Source organism: Pirellulales bacterium (assembly GCA_036267355.1).
GTDB lineage: Bacteria > Planctomycetota > Planctomycetia > Pirellulales > DATAWG01 > DATAWG01.
This window is the reverse complement of record DATAWG010000127.1, coordinates 1-14,888: the sequence shown is the minus strand read 5'-3', so window position 1 is coordinate 14,888 and position 14,888 is coordinate 1. Positions and strand designations below refer to the sequence as shown.

Annotated in this window: 17 protein-coding genes and 1 tRNA gene; 15 read left to right on the top strand and 3 right to left on the bottom strand. The window is 59.4% G+C overall.

Features of this window, described 5'->3' with window-relative positions; translation table 11 throughout:
* The 3 genes from VHX65_19900 to VHX65_19890 all read right to left on the bottom strand — a co-directional run.
* A partial coding sequence (locus tag VHX65_19900) for a hypothetical protein (GenBank protein HEX4000821.1) occupies positions 1-290 on the bottom strand: 290 nt, incomplete at its 3' end.
* Positions 291-736: 446 nt separating this feature from the next.
* Complete coding sequence (locus VHX65_19895) at positions 737-1,444, bottom strand: tyrosine-type recombinase/integrase (GenBank protein HEX4000820.1); 708 nt, start codon at positions 1,442-1,444, stop codon at positions 737-739.
* A gap of 52 nt (positions 1,445-1,496) precedes the next feature.
* Positions 1,497-2,033 carry a hypothetical protein gene (locus tag VHX65_19890; protein ID HEX4000819.1) on the bottom strand — a complete coding sequence of 179 codons (537 nt, stop codon included), beginning with the start codon at positions 2,031-2,033 and terminating at the stop codon, positions 1,497-1,499.
* Between the two features lie 143 nt (positions 2,034-2,176).
* On the opposite strand from VHX65_19890, the gene VHX65_19885 reads away from it, so the two are divergent.
* The 15 genes from VHX65_19885 to VHX65_19815 all read left to right on the top strand — a co-directional run bounded on the left by VHX65_19885 (position 2,177) and on the right by VHX65_19815 (position 14,791).
* A tRNA-Arg gene (locus tag VHX65_19885) sits at positions 2,177-2,250 on the top strand.
* A 122-nt stretch (positions 2,251-2,372) separates the two neighbouring features.
* Complete coding sequence (locus VHX65_19880) at positions 2,373-3,641, top strand: site-specific integrase (GenBank protein HEX4000818.1); 1,269 nt, start codon at positions 2,373-2,375, stop codon at positions 3,639-3,641.
* A 110-nt stretch (positions 3,642-3,751) separates the two neighbouring features.
* On the top strand, positions 3,752-4,459 hold the full coding sequence (locus VHX65_19875) for a hypothetical protein (protein ID HEX4000817.1): 708 nt from the start codon (positions 3,752-3,754) through the stop codon (positions 4,457-4,459).
* An 86-nt stretch (positions 4,460-4,545) separates the two neighbouring features.
* Positions 4,546-4,830 carry a DUF1580 domain-containing protein gene (locus VHX65_19870; protein ID HEX4000816.1) on the top strand — a complete coding sequence of 95 codons (285 nt, stop codon included), beginning with the start codon at positions 4,546-4,548 and terminating at the stop codon, positions 4,828-4,830.
* 64 nt (positions 4,831-4,894) lie between these two features.
* Entirely contained in the window at positions 4,895-5,125 is a 231-nt protein-coding gene (locus VHX65_19865) for a hypothetical protein (GenBank protein ID HEX4000815.1), read from the top strand.
* Positions 5,122-6,654, top strand: a complete 1,533-nt coding sequence (locus tag VHX65_19860; protein HEX4000814.1) for an AAA family ATPase — start codon at positions 5,122-5,124, stop codon at positions 6,652-6,654. The genes VHX65_19865 and VHX65_19860 overlap by 4 nt, the downstream gene beginning before the upstream one ends.
* A 647-nt stretch (positions 6,655-7,301) precedes the next feature.
* Positions 7,302-7,685, top strand: coding sequence for a hypothetical protein (locus VHX65_19855; GenBank protein ID HEX4000813.1), 384 nt, complete (start codon positions 7,302-7,304; stop codon positions 7,683-7,685).
* 301 nt (positions 7,686-7,986) lie between these two features.
* A complete protein-coding gene (locus VHX65_19850) occupies positions 7,987-8,421 on the top strand; it encodes a hypothetical protein (protein HEX4000812.1) in 435 nt (144 codons plus the stop codon).
* Positions 8,422-8,652: 231 nt separating this feature from the next.
* Positions 8,653-9,129, top strand: a complete 477-nt coding sequence (locus VHX65_19845; protein HEX4000811.1) for a hypothetical protein — start codon at positions 8,653-8,655, stop codon at positions 9,127-9,129.
* Positions 9,126-9,599 carry a hypothetical protein gene (locus tag VHX65_19840; protein HEX4000810.1) on the top strand — a complete coding sequence of 158 codons (474 nt, stop codon included), beginning with the start codon at positions 9,126-9,128 and terminating at the stop codon, positions 9,597-9,599. Before VHX65_19845 ends, VHX65_19840 begins: the two co-directional genes overlap by 4 nt.
* The gene (locus tag VHX65_19835) at positions 9,596-10,192 is read left to right on the top strand and encodes a hypothetical protein (GenBank protein HEX4000809.1); all 597 of its coding nucleotides are present in this window, start codon (positions 9,596-9,598) and stop codon (positions 10,190-10,192) included. Before VHX65_19840 ends, VHX65_19835 begins: the two co-directional genes overlap by 4 nt.
* Before the next feature lie 13 nt (positions 10,193-10,205).
* Positions 10,206-10,415, top strand: coding sequence for a hypothetical protein (locus VHX65_19830; GenBank protein ID HEX4000808.1), 210 nt, complete (start codon positions 10,206-10,208; stop codon positions 10,413-10,415).
* Between the two features lie 69 nt (positions 10,416-10,484).
* On the top strand, positions 10,485-12,095 hold the full coding sequence (locus VHX65_19825; GenBank protein HEX4000807.1) for a hypothetical protein: 1,611 nt from the start codon (positions 10,485-10,487) through the stop codon (positions 12,093-12,095).
* 16 nt (positions 12,096-12,111) lie between these two features.
* Complete coding sequence (locus VHX65_19820; GenBank protein HEX4000806.1) at positions 12,112-12,378, top strand: hypothetical protein; 267 nt, start codon at positions 12,112-12,114, stop codon at positions 12,376-12,378.
* A gap of 511 nt (positions 12,379-12,889) precedes the next feature.
* Entirely contained in the window at positions 12,890-14,791 is a 1,902-nt protein-coding gene (locus VHX65_19815) for a hypothetical protein (protein HEX4000805.1), read from the top strand.
* Positions 14,792-14,888 lie beyond the last annotated feature (97 nt).

Here is a 14,888-nt window from a genome sequence, read left to right as displayed (position 1 = left end):
TGGCGAGTAACGGCGCCTTCCAAATAGACGTCGGTCGGGAATTGCGAATGAAGGACAATGCCAAATTGCAAGCCGCGATAGACGCCGAGCGGCACGCGGGTCGTCTCGCGGACGAAGGGTGGCAAGGAATCGAGTTGGCCGGCCAGAATGGCTGGCACGTCCTCGCCTAAGCAGTTACGCTCCGCGATTTTGATTGAGTCGTCGGCATGGGCGGTCGCCGTCGCCTCGTCCGCCGTGAGGTTGGACAAACGGCCGGACAGGCCGGCGATGGTCGTTGGCAGATCCAGCACATTTCGGCGGGCGACGTACTGCTGCCAGCTTGCGACCGTCGGTGGTAATGTTCAGTGCGTTATCGACGCTCGCTAGCGACGGCTATGCCCAGACTGACGGCAACCTGGGCCGGCGTCGGCGCAGGAGGTTGCAGCAGCGATTTGGCTGTCGACGACAATTCCCGGCTGACTCGCCAAAGAAGCCTGCCGGATCGGTTTGCATCCGCGACATACATCGCTTCATCAACAATGCGGCCGCTCGATGAGCCGACTCGCTTTCCGCTTGCCCATCGTCCGATTCTCCGTATCGAGAGGGTCGGGCCTGTTGCGTGGGAGCTACCCACCGCCCGATGCCTAAATATTGGGCCTGACTTTGACAATGGAAATTGATTTGGATTTCGTTCGCGAAACGCCGAACCAATCTCGGGCGTGTTTTCCATTTACTAAGTCAGGCTCAATAGTAAGCCCTAGCCGACGATCCGCAATGCCGGTCGCCGCTCCGCTTCCGGCTTGGAGTTGGCACGCTTGGACTTGGGCTTTTGCTTGCTCGCGGGTTTGGCCTTGTCCTTGCTGTCGGGCTTGCCATACAGCCACTGACGAACATGCTCCGCAACGGCTTCTAGCCGATCGTCGCCGATCCGTTCCCGATACACGGCACCCATTGATGGGTCCGCGTGCCCCATCGCGAAATCGACCGCCACTTGATCTCGCGTGCCGCCGGCGACGGTTTCAAAGACGCGCCGCAGGCTGTAGAATGACAGCCCCGGGCGATACAGCTTTTCATCGTCCAGCAGCTTGCGGAATTCATGTCCGACAGGGCTGCTGGGCGTGTCGTTCGCCCACGGGAATCCGTACTTCGTGATAAACACTAGATCGGCGTGGTCATCGCTCTTGGGCGCCGGCCGCTTGGCAATCGCCGCCTTGATCGCTTCCACCGTTTCGCCCCACAGTTTGCACTTGCGGGCAATGGCGGTTTTCGGCCTTGGGAAATTCAACCAGCCGTTTGCTAGATCCAGATGGCGGAACTTCAATTGCCCGCAATCCGAATTTCCCAAGCCGCAGTTGACGCCCAGCAGCGCCATCGCTTTCATCGCCACTCCTGCGGCATCGATAATGCTTACAAGATCGGCAGCACTGAATAGCCTCTCACCCTTCTCCGCACGATCGCGACGCATTACAGACTTGCTGGGTTCGCAAAGGCTGCCCCGAACCGAACCGGTTTGGCGATTAGCTCGTCGTCGAATGCGAACTTGAACAGGCTGCGGATTCGTTGAATGGCATTCGACAGTGCCCATGCCCCGTAACGCTGGGCCAGCGTGTGTCCCGCAATCGCCGGAAGTGTTCAGGGGTCAGGTCTTCGACGGACCGATGGCCGCCCAGCGTGTCCCGCATGATGCGGGTTGTCGCCTGTAGGTCGTGGAAATGTCGTTTCGTTATCTCGCCGGACGCAACTAGGCTTTCTTTCGCTTCCAAGAATGCGTTGCGCGACTCTTCGACTGTGAGGGCGTCGTTCGTTGGTTGCCGGCGACGTTTGCCGTGCAACCGGGATTCTCGCAACTCTTCTAATTCATCGCCCGCGAGAATCGCTTCTTTGCGGTCGCGCCAGTTTTGCAGCGCGTCCGCGCCGTCGGGGTCGCGATCGGTGCGGCCAAAATAGTAGAAATGGCCTTTGACTTTTTTGCACCATCGGCCGCTGGCATGCGGCGTGAGCGGGAAGTCGCGATGGGGTTTGCGGACCAGGGGAGCCTTTGTTACTCTGGCCATTGTCGGCCTCCAGTGAGATTGGGGGTTCGATTGGCGCTCGCCCGTACCACCGGGTGCCGTTTCACTTCCCGCACGACACCGGTTGTCTAAAATGGTTGTCAAGGCCCTGAAACGAAAAGACAAATCGCAGAAATGGCCTTTACGTCCCCGTAGCTCAATTGGATAGAGCGTCGGCCTCCGAAGCCGAAGGTTACAAGTTCGAGCCTTGTCGGGGATATTTGCTGTAAGTTATGCCGAGTCTTTCCTTTAAGACACCTGCCGATGGTCGGCAGCGCGGCCTGAATTGGTCCGAGAATCCGGTAAACTACCGGAATTGGCCCCTTTTGGGAGAACCGCGCCATGGGGAATTCGACTCTTCGCATCCCGTCCTATCGCCGCCACAAGCCGAGCGGTCAAGCCGTCGTCACGATCGCCGGCCGTGATATTTATCTCGGCTCTTGGAACACCGCGACCAGTCGCGCCGAATACAACCGCATCATCGCCGAGTGGACGGCGCAAGGCGGCACGCTTCCGCAGAAGGCAAGCAGCGACTTCACCATCACCGAGTTGCTAGCGGCCTTCGAGCAATATGCCAAAGGCTATTACCGCGGCCCGGACGGCAAACCGACCACCGAGACGGCGAACTTCAAGCCGATCATGCGCCGGCTCAAGAAGCTCTACGGCCGAACACCGGCCGCGAACTTCGGACCGCTGGCACTGAAAGCCGTCCGGCAGGAAATGGTCGGCGAAGGGCTTTCCCGCGGGACGGTCAACCATGCCGTGAATCGCACCCGGCGGATATTCAAATGGGCCGTCGAGAACGAGCTAATCCCGCCCGTCGTGCTGCAAGCGCTGCAGGCCGTGGCCGGGCTGCGCTACGGCCGAAGCGATGCCGCCGAGACGGAGCCGGTTCGCCCGGTGCCCGATGAATTCGTTGAGGCCGTGTTGCCGTTCGTCGCGCCGCAAGTCGCGGCGATGATCGAACTGCAGCAAGTCACCGGCATGCGCTCCGGCGAAGTGACGATTATGCGGGGGGCCGACATCAACACCGCCGGCAAGGTTTGGGTTTACACTCCGCAGACGCATAAGACGGCGTGGAAGGGGCACCATCGACAAGTGTATCTCGGTCCGAAAGCGCAGCAGATCGTCAAGCCATTTCTCAAAGCCGATATGTCGGCCTATTTGTTCTCTCCGGCCGACGCCGACGCCGAGCGCTATGGTCAACGGTTCGGCGTGATTAGCGCGGACCGCAAGACGCCGGTCTATCCGAGTGAGTTGCGGGCAAGGGAACGGCGCAGGACCGAACGGCGACGGCGGAAGGGAGGCCGCGGGAAGCGCGACCGATACACGCCCGACACCTACTACCAAGCTCTGATGTACGGCATCGAGGCGGCAAACCGTGCCCGGCTGGTGGAAGCCAAGGCCGCCGGCATCGAGGCCGATCAAGTCGCGCTCGTGCCGCATTGGCATCCGCATCAATTGAGGCACAACGCGGCCACGAATCTACGCCGGGAGCATGGGATTGAAGTCGCGCGAATCATTTTGGGGCATCGGAGCGCAGCGATCACGGAAGTTTATGCCGAAGTCGATCACGCAAGAGCAATCGAGGTTATGTGGAGAATCGGTTAAACTCAAAACTCGTCGGGTTTAACGGGTAGCTCCCGTTCAGTCCGACCGTCGCGCAGTTCTCACCTGGCTGCGCGGCGGTTGGACGGCCCGGCTCAACCAACAGGTGAAATATGCCGTGGTTTGCAAGCGACGACGACCGGTACACATGGCGTGCAATTGCCGAGTGGGGGGAAACCGCCCGCAGCGAAGTCGAGGACATCGACCTCAATCGGGACGAGCCGCACCGCAAGGTATTTCCACAATCCCGCGAAGGCAACGGCGAGCCCAAGGACTTCGAGTATTACACACAACGGATTTGTTCTTGGATGGCTCGGAAGTTTCCAGCGATCGACCCGACAGCGATTCTCGACGTTTACGCTGCCGTCAATGTTTGGCACACCGACTGGAATGCAGAACGAATTCCGCCGCAAAACGAACTCGACTCCACCCTCTCGCGGGCCAAGTTTTTGATTACGGCCGCGATGAATGAAATCGAGTCACGGCTGCTGAGCAGTCCGCCGGCCAAGAACTCTTCAAAGCGGACATCCGGCGAACAGCCGGACGGCCCAGGCGAGGGCGAGCGTGTGTTTTTCTGGCGCGGGCGCGCCTACTCGCTCGCGAAAAAGTCATGGGAACTAGTGCGGGAAGTTTGGAACTCGGAAATGGTGCCGTTCGATCAAATCGGCGCGGCAGTTTGGGGAGACGAGTGTACCCCGGCAGGGACGATCAAGAGCCAAGTTGCGAGGCTGAACAATGCCCTAGCTGATTTCGGTATTCCAATCAGTTGGGAGTGTACGGGCGAGCATATCTGCCGCTCCAATGTTCCGGTTGCAAATTAGTTGCATTTTTTGCAACCGGTTTGCAACCAAGCGTCCCGTATAGTTCGCATTGTTGCTGATTCATTCAGACACATGCGAGCGATACCATGATCGACATTTCATCCGAAAAGCTCGTTGCGTTGAACGACGCACCGAAGCTTCTGCCAGATCGGCCGAGCCTCTGCACCCTCTGGCGATGGCGCACCAAGGGCGTTCGCGGCCGCCGGCTCGAATCCATCACCATCGGCGGCAAAGTCTATACATCGGTCGAAGCGCTAGCGCGGTTCGCCGAGCAGCACGGCGGCAATGATGCGCCGTCGATCCGTTCGCCATCGAAACGCGAACGGGAAATATCAAAGGCCGAGGCGGCGCTCGCGGCGGCAGGAATCTAGCCCAACGAAAACACCGGGCTTTGCTTGGTTGGCAGCCCGGTGTTTCGTAATGCACGGAGAACCAATGTTACCACGTTCAGGGAAAGAACACAAGCCGCCGGAACCGGCTGACCACCATCTATCTCGCGAAGACGAAGTCGCACGACGCGAACGCATCGCCGCAAAGGTGGCGGAAATCCGCGCGAGCCTCCCGCATTGGGCATTGCTGCCGCCCTGGCGAGCGGAGCGGTTCATCGAGCCCGGCATCGTCGTCCGCACCCAGGCCGAATTGCCATTCGACGGGGGTGTCGAATGACCCGCCGACCGCGAGAGATTCTTGACAGTTCTCCACCATCCGACACGAAGACGGAGGCTTGCCTGTTAGCCTGTGTGTTGGTTGAGCCGAAGCTGATGCCGGAGTTGCTTGACGCGCATGTCCGGGCCGATTTGTTTTCCCTGCCCGACCATCAACGGCTATGGCTCGCGATCCGAAATTGCTACACCACTGGCGCAATCGACGTGCCGCTGGTTCGCCACGAGCTCGCGAAGCATTGCAGCGACCCGACCGATGCCGGACCAATTATTGCCTGCGTCCTCCAATCCGAAGCGCTAGCGGCGAATTGGCTTCACTATGTGGCGATCACCCGCGAACACGCCGGCAAGCGCCGTACGCGATTGATTGCGGAGGACATGCTGGTCGCCAGTGCGAACGGCGAATCGGCCGCAGGCATTGCTGCGCGAGCCCAAGAGGCGCTCGAGGAAATCAAATGCGGCTCGAAAGCGGAAGAGACAGCCGGCGCATCGGCCATTGTCGTGAACATGGGCGATGTTGTGGCCAAGCCGGTCCACTGGTTGTGGCATGGCCGAATCGCACTCGGCAAGCTCACACTTGTTTCCGGCGACCCCGGATTAGGGAAATCGTTTCTTTCCTTGGACATCGCGAGCCGAGTCTCGAACGGGGCCAAGTGGCCCGATTGCGGAGATCACGCTCCGAAAGGTGGCGTCGTCATCCTGTCAGCCGAAGACGACTTAGAGGACACGATCCGGCCGCGACTCGATGCCGCTGGCGCTGATGTTAGCAAGATCGTCGCCGTCCAAGGCGTTCAATTTCGAGATGATCTCGGCGACCGTGAACGCAGCATCGACCTGCAGCGCGACCTGCCAATTCTCGAACAAGCGATCGAGAGAATGCCAAATTGTAAGCTCGTCGTGGTCGATCCGGTGTCGGCCTACATGGGCGGCGCAGATTCACACAAAGATGCCGAAGTGCGAGGCGTATTGGCCCCGCTGGCGACGATGGCGGCAAAAAGAGGTTTCGCTGTTCTGGCGATCACGCATCTACGAAAGAGCGAAGGGCGCGCCGTGCATAGGACGATGGGCTCGCTGGCTTTTGCCGCGGCTGCTCGCGCGGTGTGGGCGGTGGCAAGCGATCCAGAAGATTCATCAGGGAGCCGACGGCTATTCCTGCCGGTCAAAAACAATATCGGGAATGACCGCACCGGACTGGCGTACCGGCTCTGCACACGATTTGCCGAATCATCCGGTCAACCGTGCGTCGAGTGGTTCGCCGATGCAGTTTCGCAATCGGCAGACGATGTTCTCGCACCGCAACGGCGTCGTGGGCCTGCACCGGAAGAGCGCGACGAGGCGATTGAGTTTTTGAGGGAAGCTCTCGCGGCCGGCCCGCGTCTGGCTGATGAAGTCACCGAAGAGGCAAAGCAATCTGCCGACATATCCGCAAGAACTCTTAGCCGCGCGAAAAAATCGCTTGGAGTGGTTTCATTCCGTCCAACGGCCCCCGGCAAGTGGTTCTGGAAGATGCCCGAAACCGACGCTAACGAGTAAGGCTGCCAAGTGTGCCGCACAACAAGAACTACTTGGCTAACTTGGCAATCTTGGCAATCTTCCCCCGCAAGGCTGCCAAGTAATACACCCAAAAAACACGAACAATGCCAAGAGAGCCAAGTATCTCCGATTAGGCGCTTTTTAGAGGAAAACAACGCATGACGACCGATCACCACGACCAGCAGCGCGACTACGCACGAGCCGGGCCGCCGCAGGCAGTGGAGGGGTAGGCAAAAAGTCTACAGCCGCGCTATGCGAACCGTTCGCTTACCGCCCCGCATTTTTTGTCCGGATTTTTAACTTTTATAGACCGAGTTTCGGGGATTGACCATGCCAGCGAAAAAACCACGATCGACGCCGCGGAGTCTAGGCAAGCCGGGTAAAGCATTCTGGAAAAAGGTGTTGGATGAATTCAGTTTCACGAGCGATCACCAGTACCAGTTGCTCGAATCAGCCTGTTCAATGTTGGACCGAGCACACGCAGCCCGAGCGGATATTTCGAGCCGCGGCACGCTCGCGCCCGACCGGTTCGGCATTCTGCGCGAAAATCCGTCCCTGGCCACCGAGCGGCAATCGGCGAATACTTTTCGTTTGCTATGCCGCGAGATCGGCTTATCCGAGCCCGACTAAGCCCAAAAGGAATCAAAATGACCAAGCTAGTTCGAAAAAAAAGCGGTGGCGACTTCGATACTCCGCAAGCCCGGATACGGCTTGAAACCGGGCATTGGTACCCGAGGGTTCGGCAAGGTGAGCCGCCACTATCGGACGATGAACTTCGCGAATTGTGGGAAGCGATCGGACCGGAGTTGAAGAGCGGCAAGTATGCGAAGCTGCATCCAGGCCAACCGTTGTGGGCTGCATGGGCGTTCGATCTGCTGCCGGCAGACGCCCGCCGGCGCACGACCGGCGACGACGGTATGCCCGAGACATCGGCCGAACCGCCGTCGGAATACCACCACTGCGACGGTTACGAAACGGCGGACGAATATTTTATCCGTCGCGGATTGAACCGGGCGCACGGAGATCGCTAAATCATGGCAAGAGCGAAGCCGACACCGCGACGAACACGCACGCGCCGGAAGCAAGAAGACTTCGCCGCGCTAGAACTTTTCTCAGCGGGCTGCGGTTGGTGTGGCTCACCGAATATTCGCAGCTTCGGATCGCGCGACCAAGGCGACAGCCGATTGATGTACGTCGACTGCTACGACTGCGACCGGCCGACCAAAATAGTTTGGCTCCCTATCCGCCACAAGGATAGCGAAACTTTCGATTGAGTATGATTGCGATTGGCGTTAAAGAAATAACACCGGCTCCGTCGCGGGGGTATCTGTCGTGAGAATTTCCGAACAAGGGTTTCCGGACGGCATGATTTACGTGGCCGGCATGCGCCAGCGACTTTCCGAAGAGATTGCCGCGATCGGTTTCAATCCGAAATGGACCATGGCCGAGCAGTTCAGCGCTAGGACCAAGATTCAAGAGCTGCAGCAAATCGACGGCGAACTCGCGCGGGTTGCAAGCCTCGGCCGAGACCAAGTGACGCTTGCCGACTTCGAGAAAATCAAGGCCTCGGCCGCGGTGCGGCGCTCGCGTGAGTACAACCGTTTGCTCTGCCACCACAATGTCGCGTTGCAAGTGGAGGTAAATAACATCGAAGCGGCCGTAAAAGCGGCCACGACCGCCGAGCAGCTGGCGGTCGTGCAACAACGAATCGACGCGTTGAGTTTGGAGTTGCGTTTGGAATTGTCCGGCGCTTGCCGGGAAAATTAACTCGCCCACTCACCCCCTGTTCACAAGGAACGAACAATGACATTTCTTGGAGTGATTCAACGCGCCGCAAATCCAAACGCGCCGCCAGCGAAGATCGGCGTTGTGCAGTACGTCAACGGCAGGCCCGGGGATTTGAAATTCGCGTCCAAACCGGCTGCACCTCAATCGTTGCTCGCCGAAGCGGCCGCGACTGCGACGGCCGAGGCGGTCGAAACGGTTCGGGCCGGGATCATGGCGCAGGTCGTCGGCGAACCGGTCGATGATGTCAGGGCGTATGCCCTGGCTTGCCGCGAATGCGGAATTACGCCAGAAATCGAGGCCACCCATGTCGCCGCCGCCCGGTCGTTCGATCGCTGGCGAGACTGGCCCGCGGAACGGGAGGCGGCTTTGGAAAGGCGGAACGCCGCCGAGGCCCATTGGCAACAGGCGGAAACTGCGGCTGATTTGGCGCTGACGCAAGCGCGGAAAAAGCGGCGCGCGGCACAGAGCGAAATCGCAAGGTTACTCCGCGACAGTGACCGACCGTACCGGTTCGCCACGGTCAATTCGCCCTTTCTTTTTGCTTCGCTCGCAGAGGCCGCAAAAGTTGCAGGTCAGCCCTCGCTTACGTTTGAAGAATTATCGAGCCTACAAGAAAACCGTTACCCGGATTTTGCAGTCGCGCAGGCGCGCGCCCAAAAACTGGCTGAAATAAAGGCCGCCCAATGAGTTCTTGTGTGGTCGACGCATACCACGAAGCGGGGCACGCGGTGGTGGCGCTCGCGCTACATTGCGAAGTGACGCGAGTAGACACTTATCACAAAGACGGCCTGGTGGGCGTTTGTCGGTTCCGGCTGGGGAAAAAGTTAGCCCTTGTGGAACGGCTTTCGATCGACTTGGCCGGAATGGAAGCGGAACGGCAATTTTCGATGTACCGGGGGCGAGAATACCTGTCTGGCAGCGGGGGGGATATTCGCTCCGCGGCCCGGCTGTTGCACGAGAACGGGATTCCCGCCGACGATGATTCAAAGATTACCGAGGCAACGGAACTGTGCCGGAGGCTCGTCGGCGCCAATTGGGGAGCGGTAGCGCGAATCGCGGAACGGCTTGTTACCCACCGCGAGGTGTCCGGCGCGCTGGCGACGGCGATTTACATTTCTCACAATAGAGCAAGATTAGAACGGGAGTGTGTAACATGACAGCAGCAGACGCCTATGCGGAACGAGTGCTGACTTGCTTGTCGCGCCCCTATAGCATCATGTATCGCGACTCGTGCGGCATTCTTCAAGAATTCCGATATATCCCCGGCCCGACTTTGGGCGAGTGTGTCGCCAGCGCAGACTACGCCGATTTGCCGGAGGACAAACAAGAATATATATACGAAAAGTTTCTTGCCGCGGTCGCTGCCGACCCGGTCGATTGCGAATTGCTTCGCGACGAGCCATCGGCGGCGGCGGCGGCAAGTGTTGGACTAACCGACGAGGAACTCGAATTCGCGGCGGGGACGGCCTATCAGCGCAATATGGCGAGCCAGTTTTCCGCCGCCCTATTAGAGCAGTTGGAAGCATCCGAAGAACCACCAGAGCAAGAGGCCGACGTCGATAATCGCAAGCGAGTTGTTGTTCGGGAAGCTTACGATCTGGCGCACAGATCGTTCAGCGCTCTATCGCAGGCTGGAATGCTGGCCGGCGTTATGGCAATTTGCCGCGCTGGTGCGAGCGGAATTCTAGACGTTCGAGAGACGGAGCGGTTTTTGCGATCGGCATCCGGCGCGGCCTGCGCACCTTTTTAACCCGGAGTGAGCAATGACAACGAAACTCAATATCGCCGACGCCCGCAGGCTCGACGTTCGAGCCTTTGCCGCGACGCGATGCGGCGAACCCGTCGCACTGAATGGAGTTGGCCCGGACGGCGCGGCCGCTATCGCCGCGGCGGATTTTCTGGCCTGCGTCCTGTTAGCAATCCACGACGACGCGATGCAGAGGACCGCCGCGATTGTTGCCGGCGAAACCTAACTCCTTCCGGGCTCCCGGCGGCGGCGCGAAGGCAGCGCGCCCCGCTGGGAGTTTTAATACAGGTGAAAAATGGCAAATGACACCATCGGCAGCATGACCGCAGTGGTTCGCGCGACCGCGAGTCAATTCTCGACCGACATGAAACAGGTCGAGGGCTCGCTCGATTCGTTGGCCGAAAAGGGCGAATCGGCCGGCTCGCGGCTCAAAGAGGCATTCGAGATTGCCGGCGCTTTCGAGTTATTCCACGAAGGCATCGAGGCGGCCCGCGAAGCAGTCGAAGGGTTCTTCGAGTCAATCGAACGAATTGGGCAGCTAAAGAACTTCGCCGAAACTGTCGGTGCGACGACGCAGCAGGTGCAAAAGCTGCGCTATGCGGCTGATGAGTTCCACGTCGAAAGCGACCAACTCGACACGGCCTTGCAGCGGATGCAAAAGACGCTCGGCGAACTCAATAGCGGCCAAAGCCCGGAACTTGCCAAGACATTTCAGTCGCTCGGGCTCTCCGTTGAAAAACTTCGCACGCTCGACGCGTCCGAACAATTCTTGAAAATCGGCGATGCAATTAAGCAATTGGGCAATCACGCGGACGAAGCGTATGCGACCACGCAGATCTTCGGCCGCGGTGCCGCGAACTTAGTGAACATCTTTAACGCGGGCAGTGATGCCGTTCGGCAATTCGCAAAAGAGGCCCAAGACGCGGGCATTGTGTTATCCGACCAGGACGTAGCGGCCGCCGAAGAGGCCGAACTGGCGATGAAGAAACTTCACGCCCAATGGGAAGCCTTAACCGACACATTGACGATTGCTGCAACGCCAGCGCTAATCGTAATCGCGGACAAGTTGCGCGAAGTTGGCGAGTATCTCACGCAGCACGCGGCCGACATTACGACGGCGGTTTTGGAATGGTCGAAACTCGCGGCCGAGATTGGCGCTGCGGTGCTCATTTTTCCGAAAGTATCCGAGGGGGTTGGGTTCGTCGTCACCGCACTACGCGAAATGGCTGAAGCAGAGAGCATTGCCGAGGCCTTTGCCGGGCCGGAAGGGATTGCCGCGCTTGCCGCCGGCGCTGTCGCCGCTGGCGGTGCGATTGCGTTTATTGACGGTAAGTTCGACGAACTCGGCAAAGACGCGTCGGCCGCGCTGAAGAAGATTCAAGAGGAAATGGCCAAGGCTGCAAAAGACGCGAAGCAAGCCGGCGAAACGATCGACAAGAATCTAATGAGCAAGGAACAGGCCGCAGCGATGGCCGAGAGCCTGAAAACCGGGATGGACGCATTCCGCGAAGGCGAGAGGGTTTTCGACTCGGTGCGCACGCCGCTTGAGAAATATAACGATGAAATGGTTCATCTGCGTGAGCTCCTTGAGCAAAATGCGATTAGCATGAGCACATTCGCCAGAGCGACAGCCAAGGCCGCAGACGAACTAAACCGCACCAATAAGGCACGCCAAGAGCTAGCCGGAAGCGTGAATATCGCGGGTGCCGATGTTTCAACCAGCGCCGGCGCGGCGATCGATATTTCGGCCGGACGGTTCGCGCAAGAGATGGCAAATCAGAAAGCGGAAATTGCTGCCGAGCAATTGGCCGAAGCACAGAAGCAGAGCGATTTGCAGCAAGGCATTTTGGACGCGATCAATAGAAACGGCGGGGGCGGCGGCGATATTGCAATGGCAGACTTTTAACCCGAGGGGAAGGCACATGGGAGCGACCCAAGAGCAATTGGCGACGGTCGAATCGCTACGCAAATTCACATCCGACGTGGAAACAGCGGCGGCATCGCTGGATCAGTGGATGGTCGATGCCGAAGTGAACCGCGTCGCTTTAGAACGGGCGATTGCCCGGCACAATACGGTGATTGAGACCGCTTTTAGGCAAAAGGCCAATCTCTTGCGGATTGGCGTTGCCTGCCGTGGCAAGCTCGCCAGGGCCGACGAAGCGATTGCGGCGCTCGAGCGGGGATTTTGACCGGCGATGATTGACAGGCCGGCCCGCCAGCGGCAATAATTTTCGCAGTCGATTCGGCTTGAGAACCGAAGCGACCGGCCGGCATCGGCCAGTGTCAACCCGACAAGTGAGATTCTGTGATGCAAGATCACCGTGCGGCAACCCCTGGCCAGTGGCGCGAAAGCGCGGCGATACTCACTATCGCTCTCAACGCTGGCCGGGGGCTGCGCGCATAGCTGCGCCGATTCGCTCGGCGCAGGGAAAGGCCAATCATCATGGCCAAGGCAACCGCTTCCCGCGTTCGCCCAAGCACGCCCACTCCCGCAGTCAAGCTCGCGGGACTCGACCGGCTTTGCAAAGGGGGTGTCTCTTGATAGCTCGCTCCATAACCACCGAAACGCTTCTATTGGATGTTCTTCACCAGCACTATGCCCCCACAAAGAGAATTTCGGCACGGTCCGAAAATAACTCGTACCACAATGCAGTTCGATCGTTTGAGACATTCCTTGGACGCCCGGCAACGCTTGCCGACTTGAATCGCGATGCGATCGACGCATGGTGTACGGGGCTCGCGGGGCGCCGCCCAGCGACAACCACCTATTATCGCGGCATCTTGCTTGTGCTGGCCTACTTCGTGTTCGATCTCTCCATCTCCCCGCTAACCACGGTCGCGGATTATTTCGATGGGGCGTTTGCTCCGAAGCTTCCGATGAACACCCCGCCGGCGACAAGGGCCGCATACGAATCAGCGATCCGGCTTTTCGACGAATTCCTCGGACGGCCCGGGCTGCTCTCCGACTTCAAGCCGGAAACGGCGGCCACATTCATCAAGTGGCTGAACGCTCGCAGCAAGGCGGCTGGAATGACGACCGTCCCGAGGGATTGCCTTGTCAAAATCTGGTCGCTCGCCAGCAGTCGCGGCTTTGCTTGCGCAACGCCCGCCGCCGGCACGTTGCCGCGGGCCAAGGTGCCGTCAGACATTCCGCCGGCATCCGAACCGAGCCTGGCGGAAAAATCCAATGCCCCCGGCCAAGACGGCTGTCTCGACCCGGAGTTGCCGCTGATCCGCTACCTCGAAACCTTCCGCGCTCCCCTGGCCACCAAAACTGGCAACGGTGCGCGAGTTCTACACGAAACTGGGATTGCCATACGCTGGCTCGATGCTTTTCTAAAGCGATCGCCGACACTGGCGGATTTATCGGGACTCACCGCGTCCCCGGCGAAGCCCGTTAAATTGATGCAGTTCATCGTGGCACATGGCCGGATGGCCAGCACGGCGCGAATCACCGCCGAGCGGCTGTTTGCGCTTTGGCGTGCAATCGTCTTTGCCGGTCATATGCCGTCGAGCGGCAAGCAACCGAAACTCCCGGCGCCGAAGCGGCTGAAACCACGGGAGACGCGCGCATCGCGGTATAGTCCCGTTCCTACCGTCGAAGCACTTGAGCGCGGCGCAGCGATTAAGAAGGCTGCCCCGATGGCTGGGCCAGTGCCCGCGAATCCGGCCACTCCCGAAACGACGCTGCTCGATTTTTTGATGAATTACTACATCGTCGAGCGACCCATCGCGCAATCCACGATCGACAACGGTTACAAATCTACGATCAGTTCATTCTCTCGTTTTCTCGAAAGGCCGGCGAAGATCGCCGACTTGACGGCTCCGCAGATCAATGCGTGGATTGTCCACATGGAGGGACAGGTTGGGCCGCGCACAGTCGCCACGAATCGCAGGCAGCTATTGACCTTTTGGCGGTTCGCTTTCGAAACGGAAGTAAGGAACGACTTACCGCGGCGGATTCGCAAGGTGAAACTTCCACGGCTGATCGTGGAAGGTTGGGACAGCGAGCAAATCGGAAAGTTGCTCGCGGCGGCGGACGAAATGGAAACTTCGTTCTATGAGACGGGAATCGAGCGGCGTCTATGGTGGCGCGCTTTTCTGCTCACGGCATGGTTCACCGGACTTCGGCTCGGCGACATTTTAAGCATCGAGTTCGAGAGTATCGCACCGATGCCCGATGGGACCGGCCGGCTAACCGTCGTGATGAGCAAGACGGGCGACTCAATCAATCGCGTGCTGCCCGCGGAAACGATGGAAGCCATTCGGGCTTGCATGGCCAGCGGCAGACCGCGCGCGCTTTGCTTTCCGCTGTGGGTCTGCCGGCGATCCTTTTCCAGTGAGGCCAAGCTGCTAATTAAGGCCGCGGGCTTGACGGGTTCGTTGAAGTGGATTCGTAGGGGCAGCGCGTCCGAGGCAGAGAAGGTGAAAGCGGGCGCCGGGCGCATGCACCTAGGGCATCGCACGGTCGGCCTTTTCGAGTCTAACTACCGCTGCGATCGGATCACGCAACAGGAAATCACTCTTCCGCCGTCGCCATCGTTCAAGCCGACGCTGCGCATCGAGCACAAGCCGCACGCCGGCAAGGCTGGTGCCCCATGATGAATCGCATGAACTTCGACCGGCCGGACCCGGAACCGTGCGATTTGCTCGAAACCGCGGACGAGTTGAAAATCACGCTCATGCGCGGCAAGAACGG

Bases quoted from the DNA above. Each gene is read 5' to 3' on its own strand.
- VHX65_19895 (HEX4000820.1), bottom strand. From the start codon at position 1,444: ATGCGTCGCGATCGTGCGGAGAAGGGTGAGAGGCTATTCAGTGCTGCC.
- VHX65_19890 (HEX4000819.1), bottom strand. From the start codon at position 2,033: ATGGCCAGAGTAACAAAGGCTCCCCTGGTCCGCAAACCCCATCGCGAC.
- VHX65_19880 (HEX4000818.1), top strand. From the start codon at position 2,373: ATGGGGAATTCGACTCTTCGCATCCCGTCCTATCGCCGCCACAAGCCG.
- VHX65_19875 (HEX4000817.1), top strand. From the start codon at position 3,752: ATGCCGTGGTTTGCAAGCGACGACGACCGGTACACATGGCGTGCAATT.
- VHX65_19870 (HEX4000816.1), top strand. From the start codon at position 4,546: ATGATCGACATTTCATCCGAAAAGCTCGTTGCGTTGAACGACGCACCG.
- VHX65_19865 (HEX4000815.1), top strand. From the start codon at position 4,895: ATGTTACCACGTTCAGGGAAAGAACACAAGCCGCCGGAACCGGCTGAC.
- VHX65_19860 (HEX4000814.1), top strand. From the start codon at position 5,122: ATGACCCGCCGACCGCGAGAGATTCTTGACAGTTCTCCACCATCCGAC.
- VHX65_19855 (HEX4000813.1), top strand. From the start codon at position 7,302: ATGACCAAGCTAGTTCGAAAAAAAAGCGGTGGCGACTTCGATACTCCG.
- VHX65_19845 (HEX4000811.1), top strand. From the start codon at position 8,653: ATGGCGCAGGTCGTCGGCGAACCGGTCGATGATGTCAGGGCGTATGCC.
- VHX65_19840 (HEX4000810.1), top strand. From the start codon at position 9,126: ATGAGTTCTTGTGTGGTCGACGCATACCACGAAGCGGGGCACGCGGTG.
- VHX65_19835 (HEX4000809.1), top strand. From the start codon at position 9,596: ATGACAGCAGCAGACGCCTATGCGGAACGAGTGCTGACTTGCTTGTCG.
- VHX65_19830 (HEX4000808.1), top strand. From the start codon at position 10,206: ATGACAACGAAACTCAATATCGCCGACGCCCGCAGGCTCGACGTTCGA.
- VHX65_19825 (HEX4000807.1), top strand. From the start codon at position 10,485: ATGGCAAATGACACCATCGGCAGCATGACCGCAGTGGTTCGCGCGACC.
- VHX65_19820 (HEX4000806.1), top strand. From the start codon at position 12,112: ATGGGAGCGACCCAAGAGCAATTGGCGACGGTCGAATCGCTACGCAAA.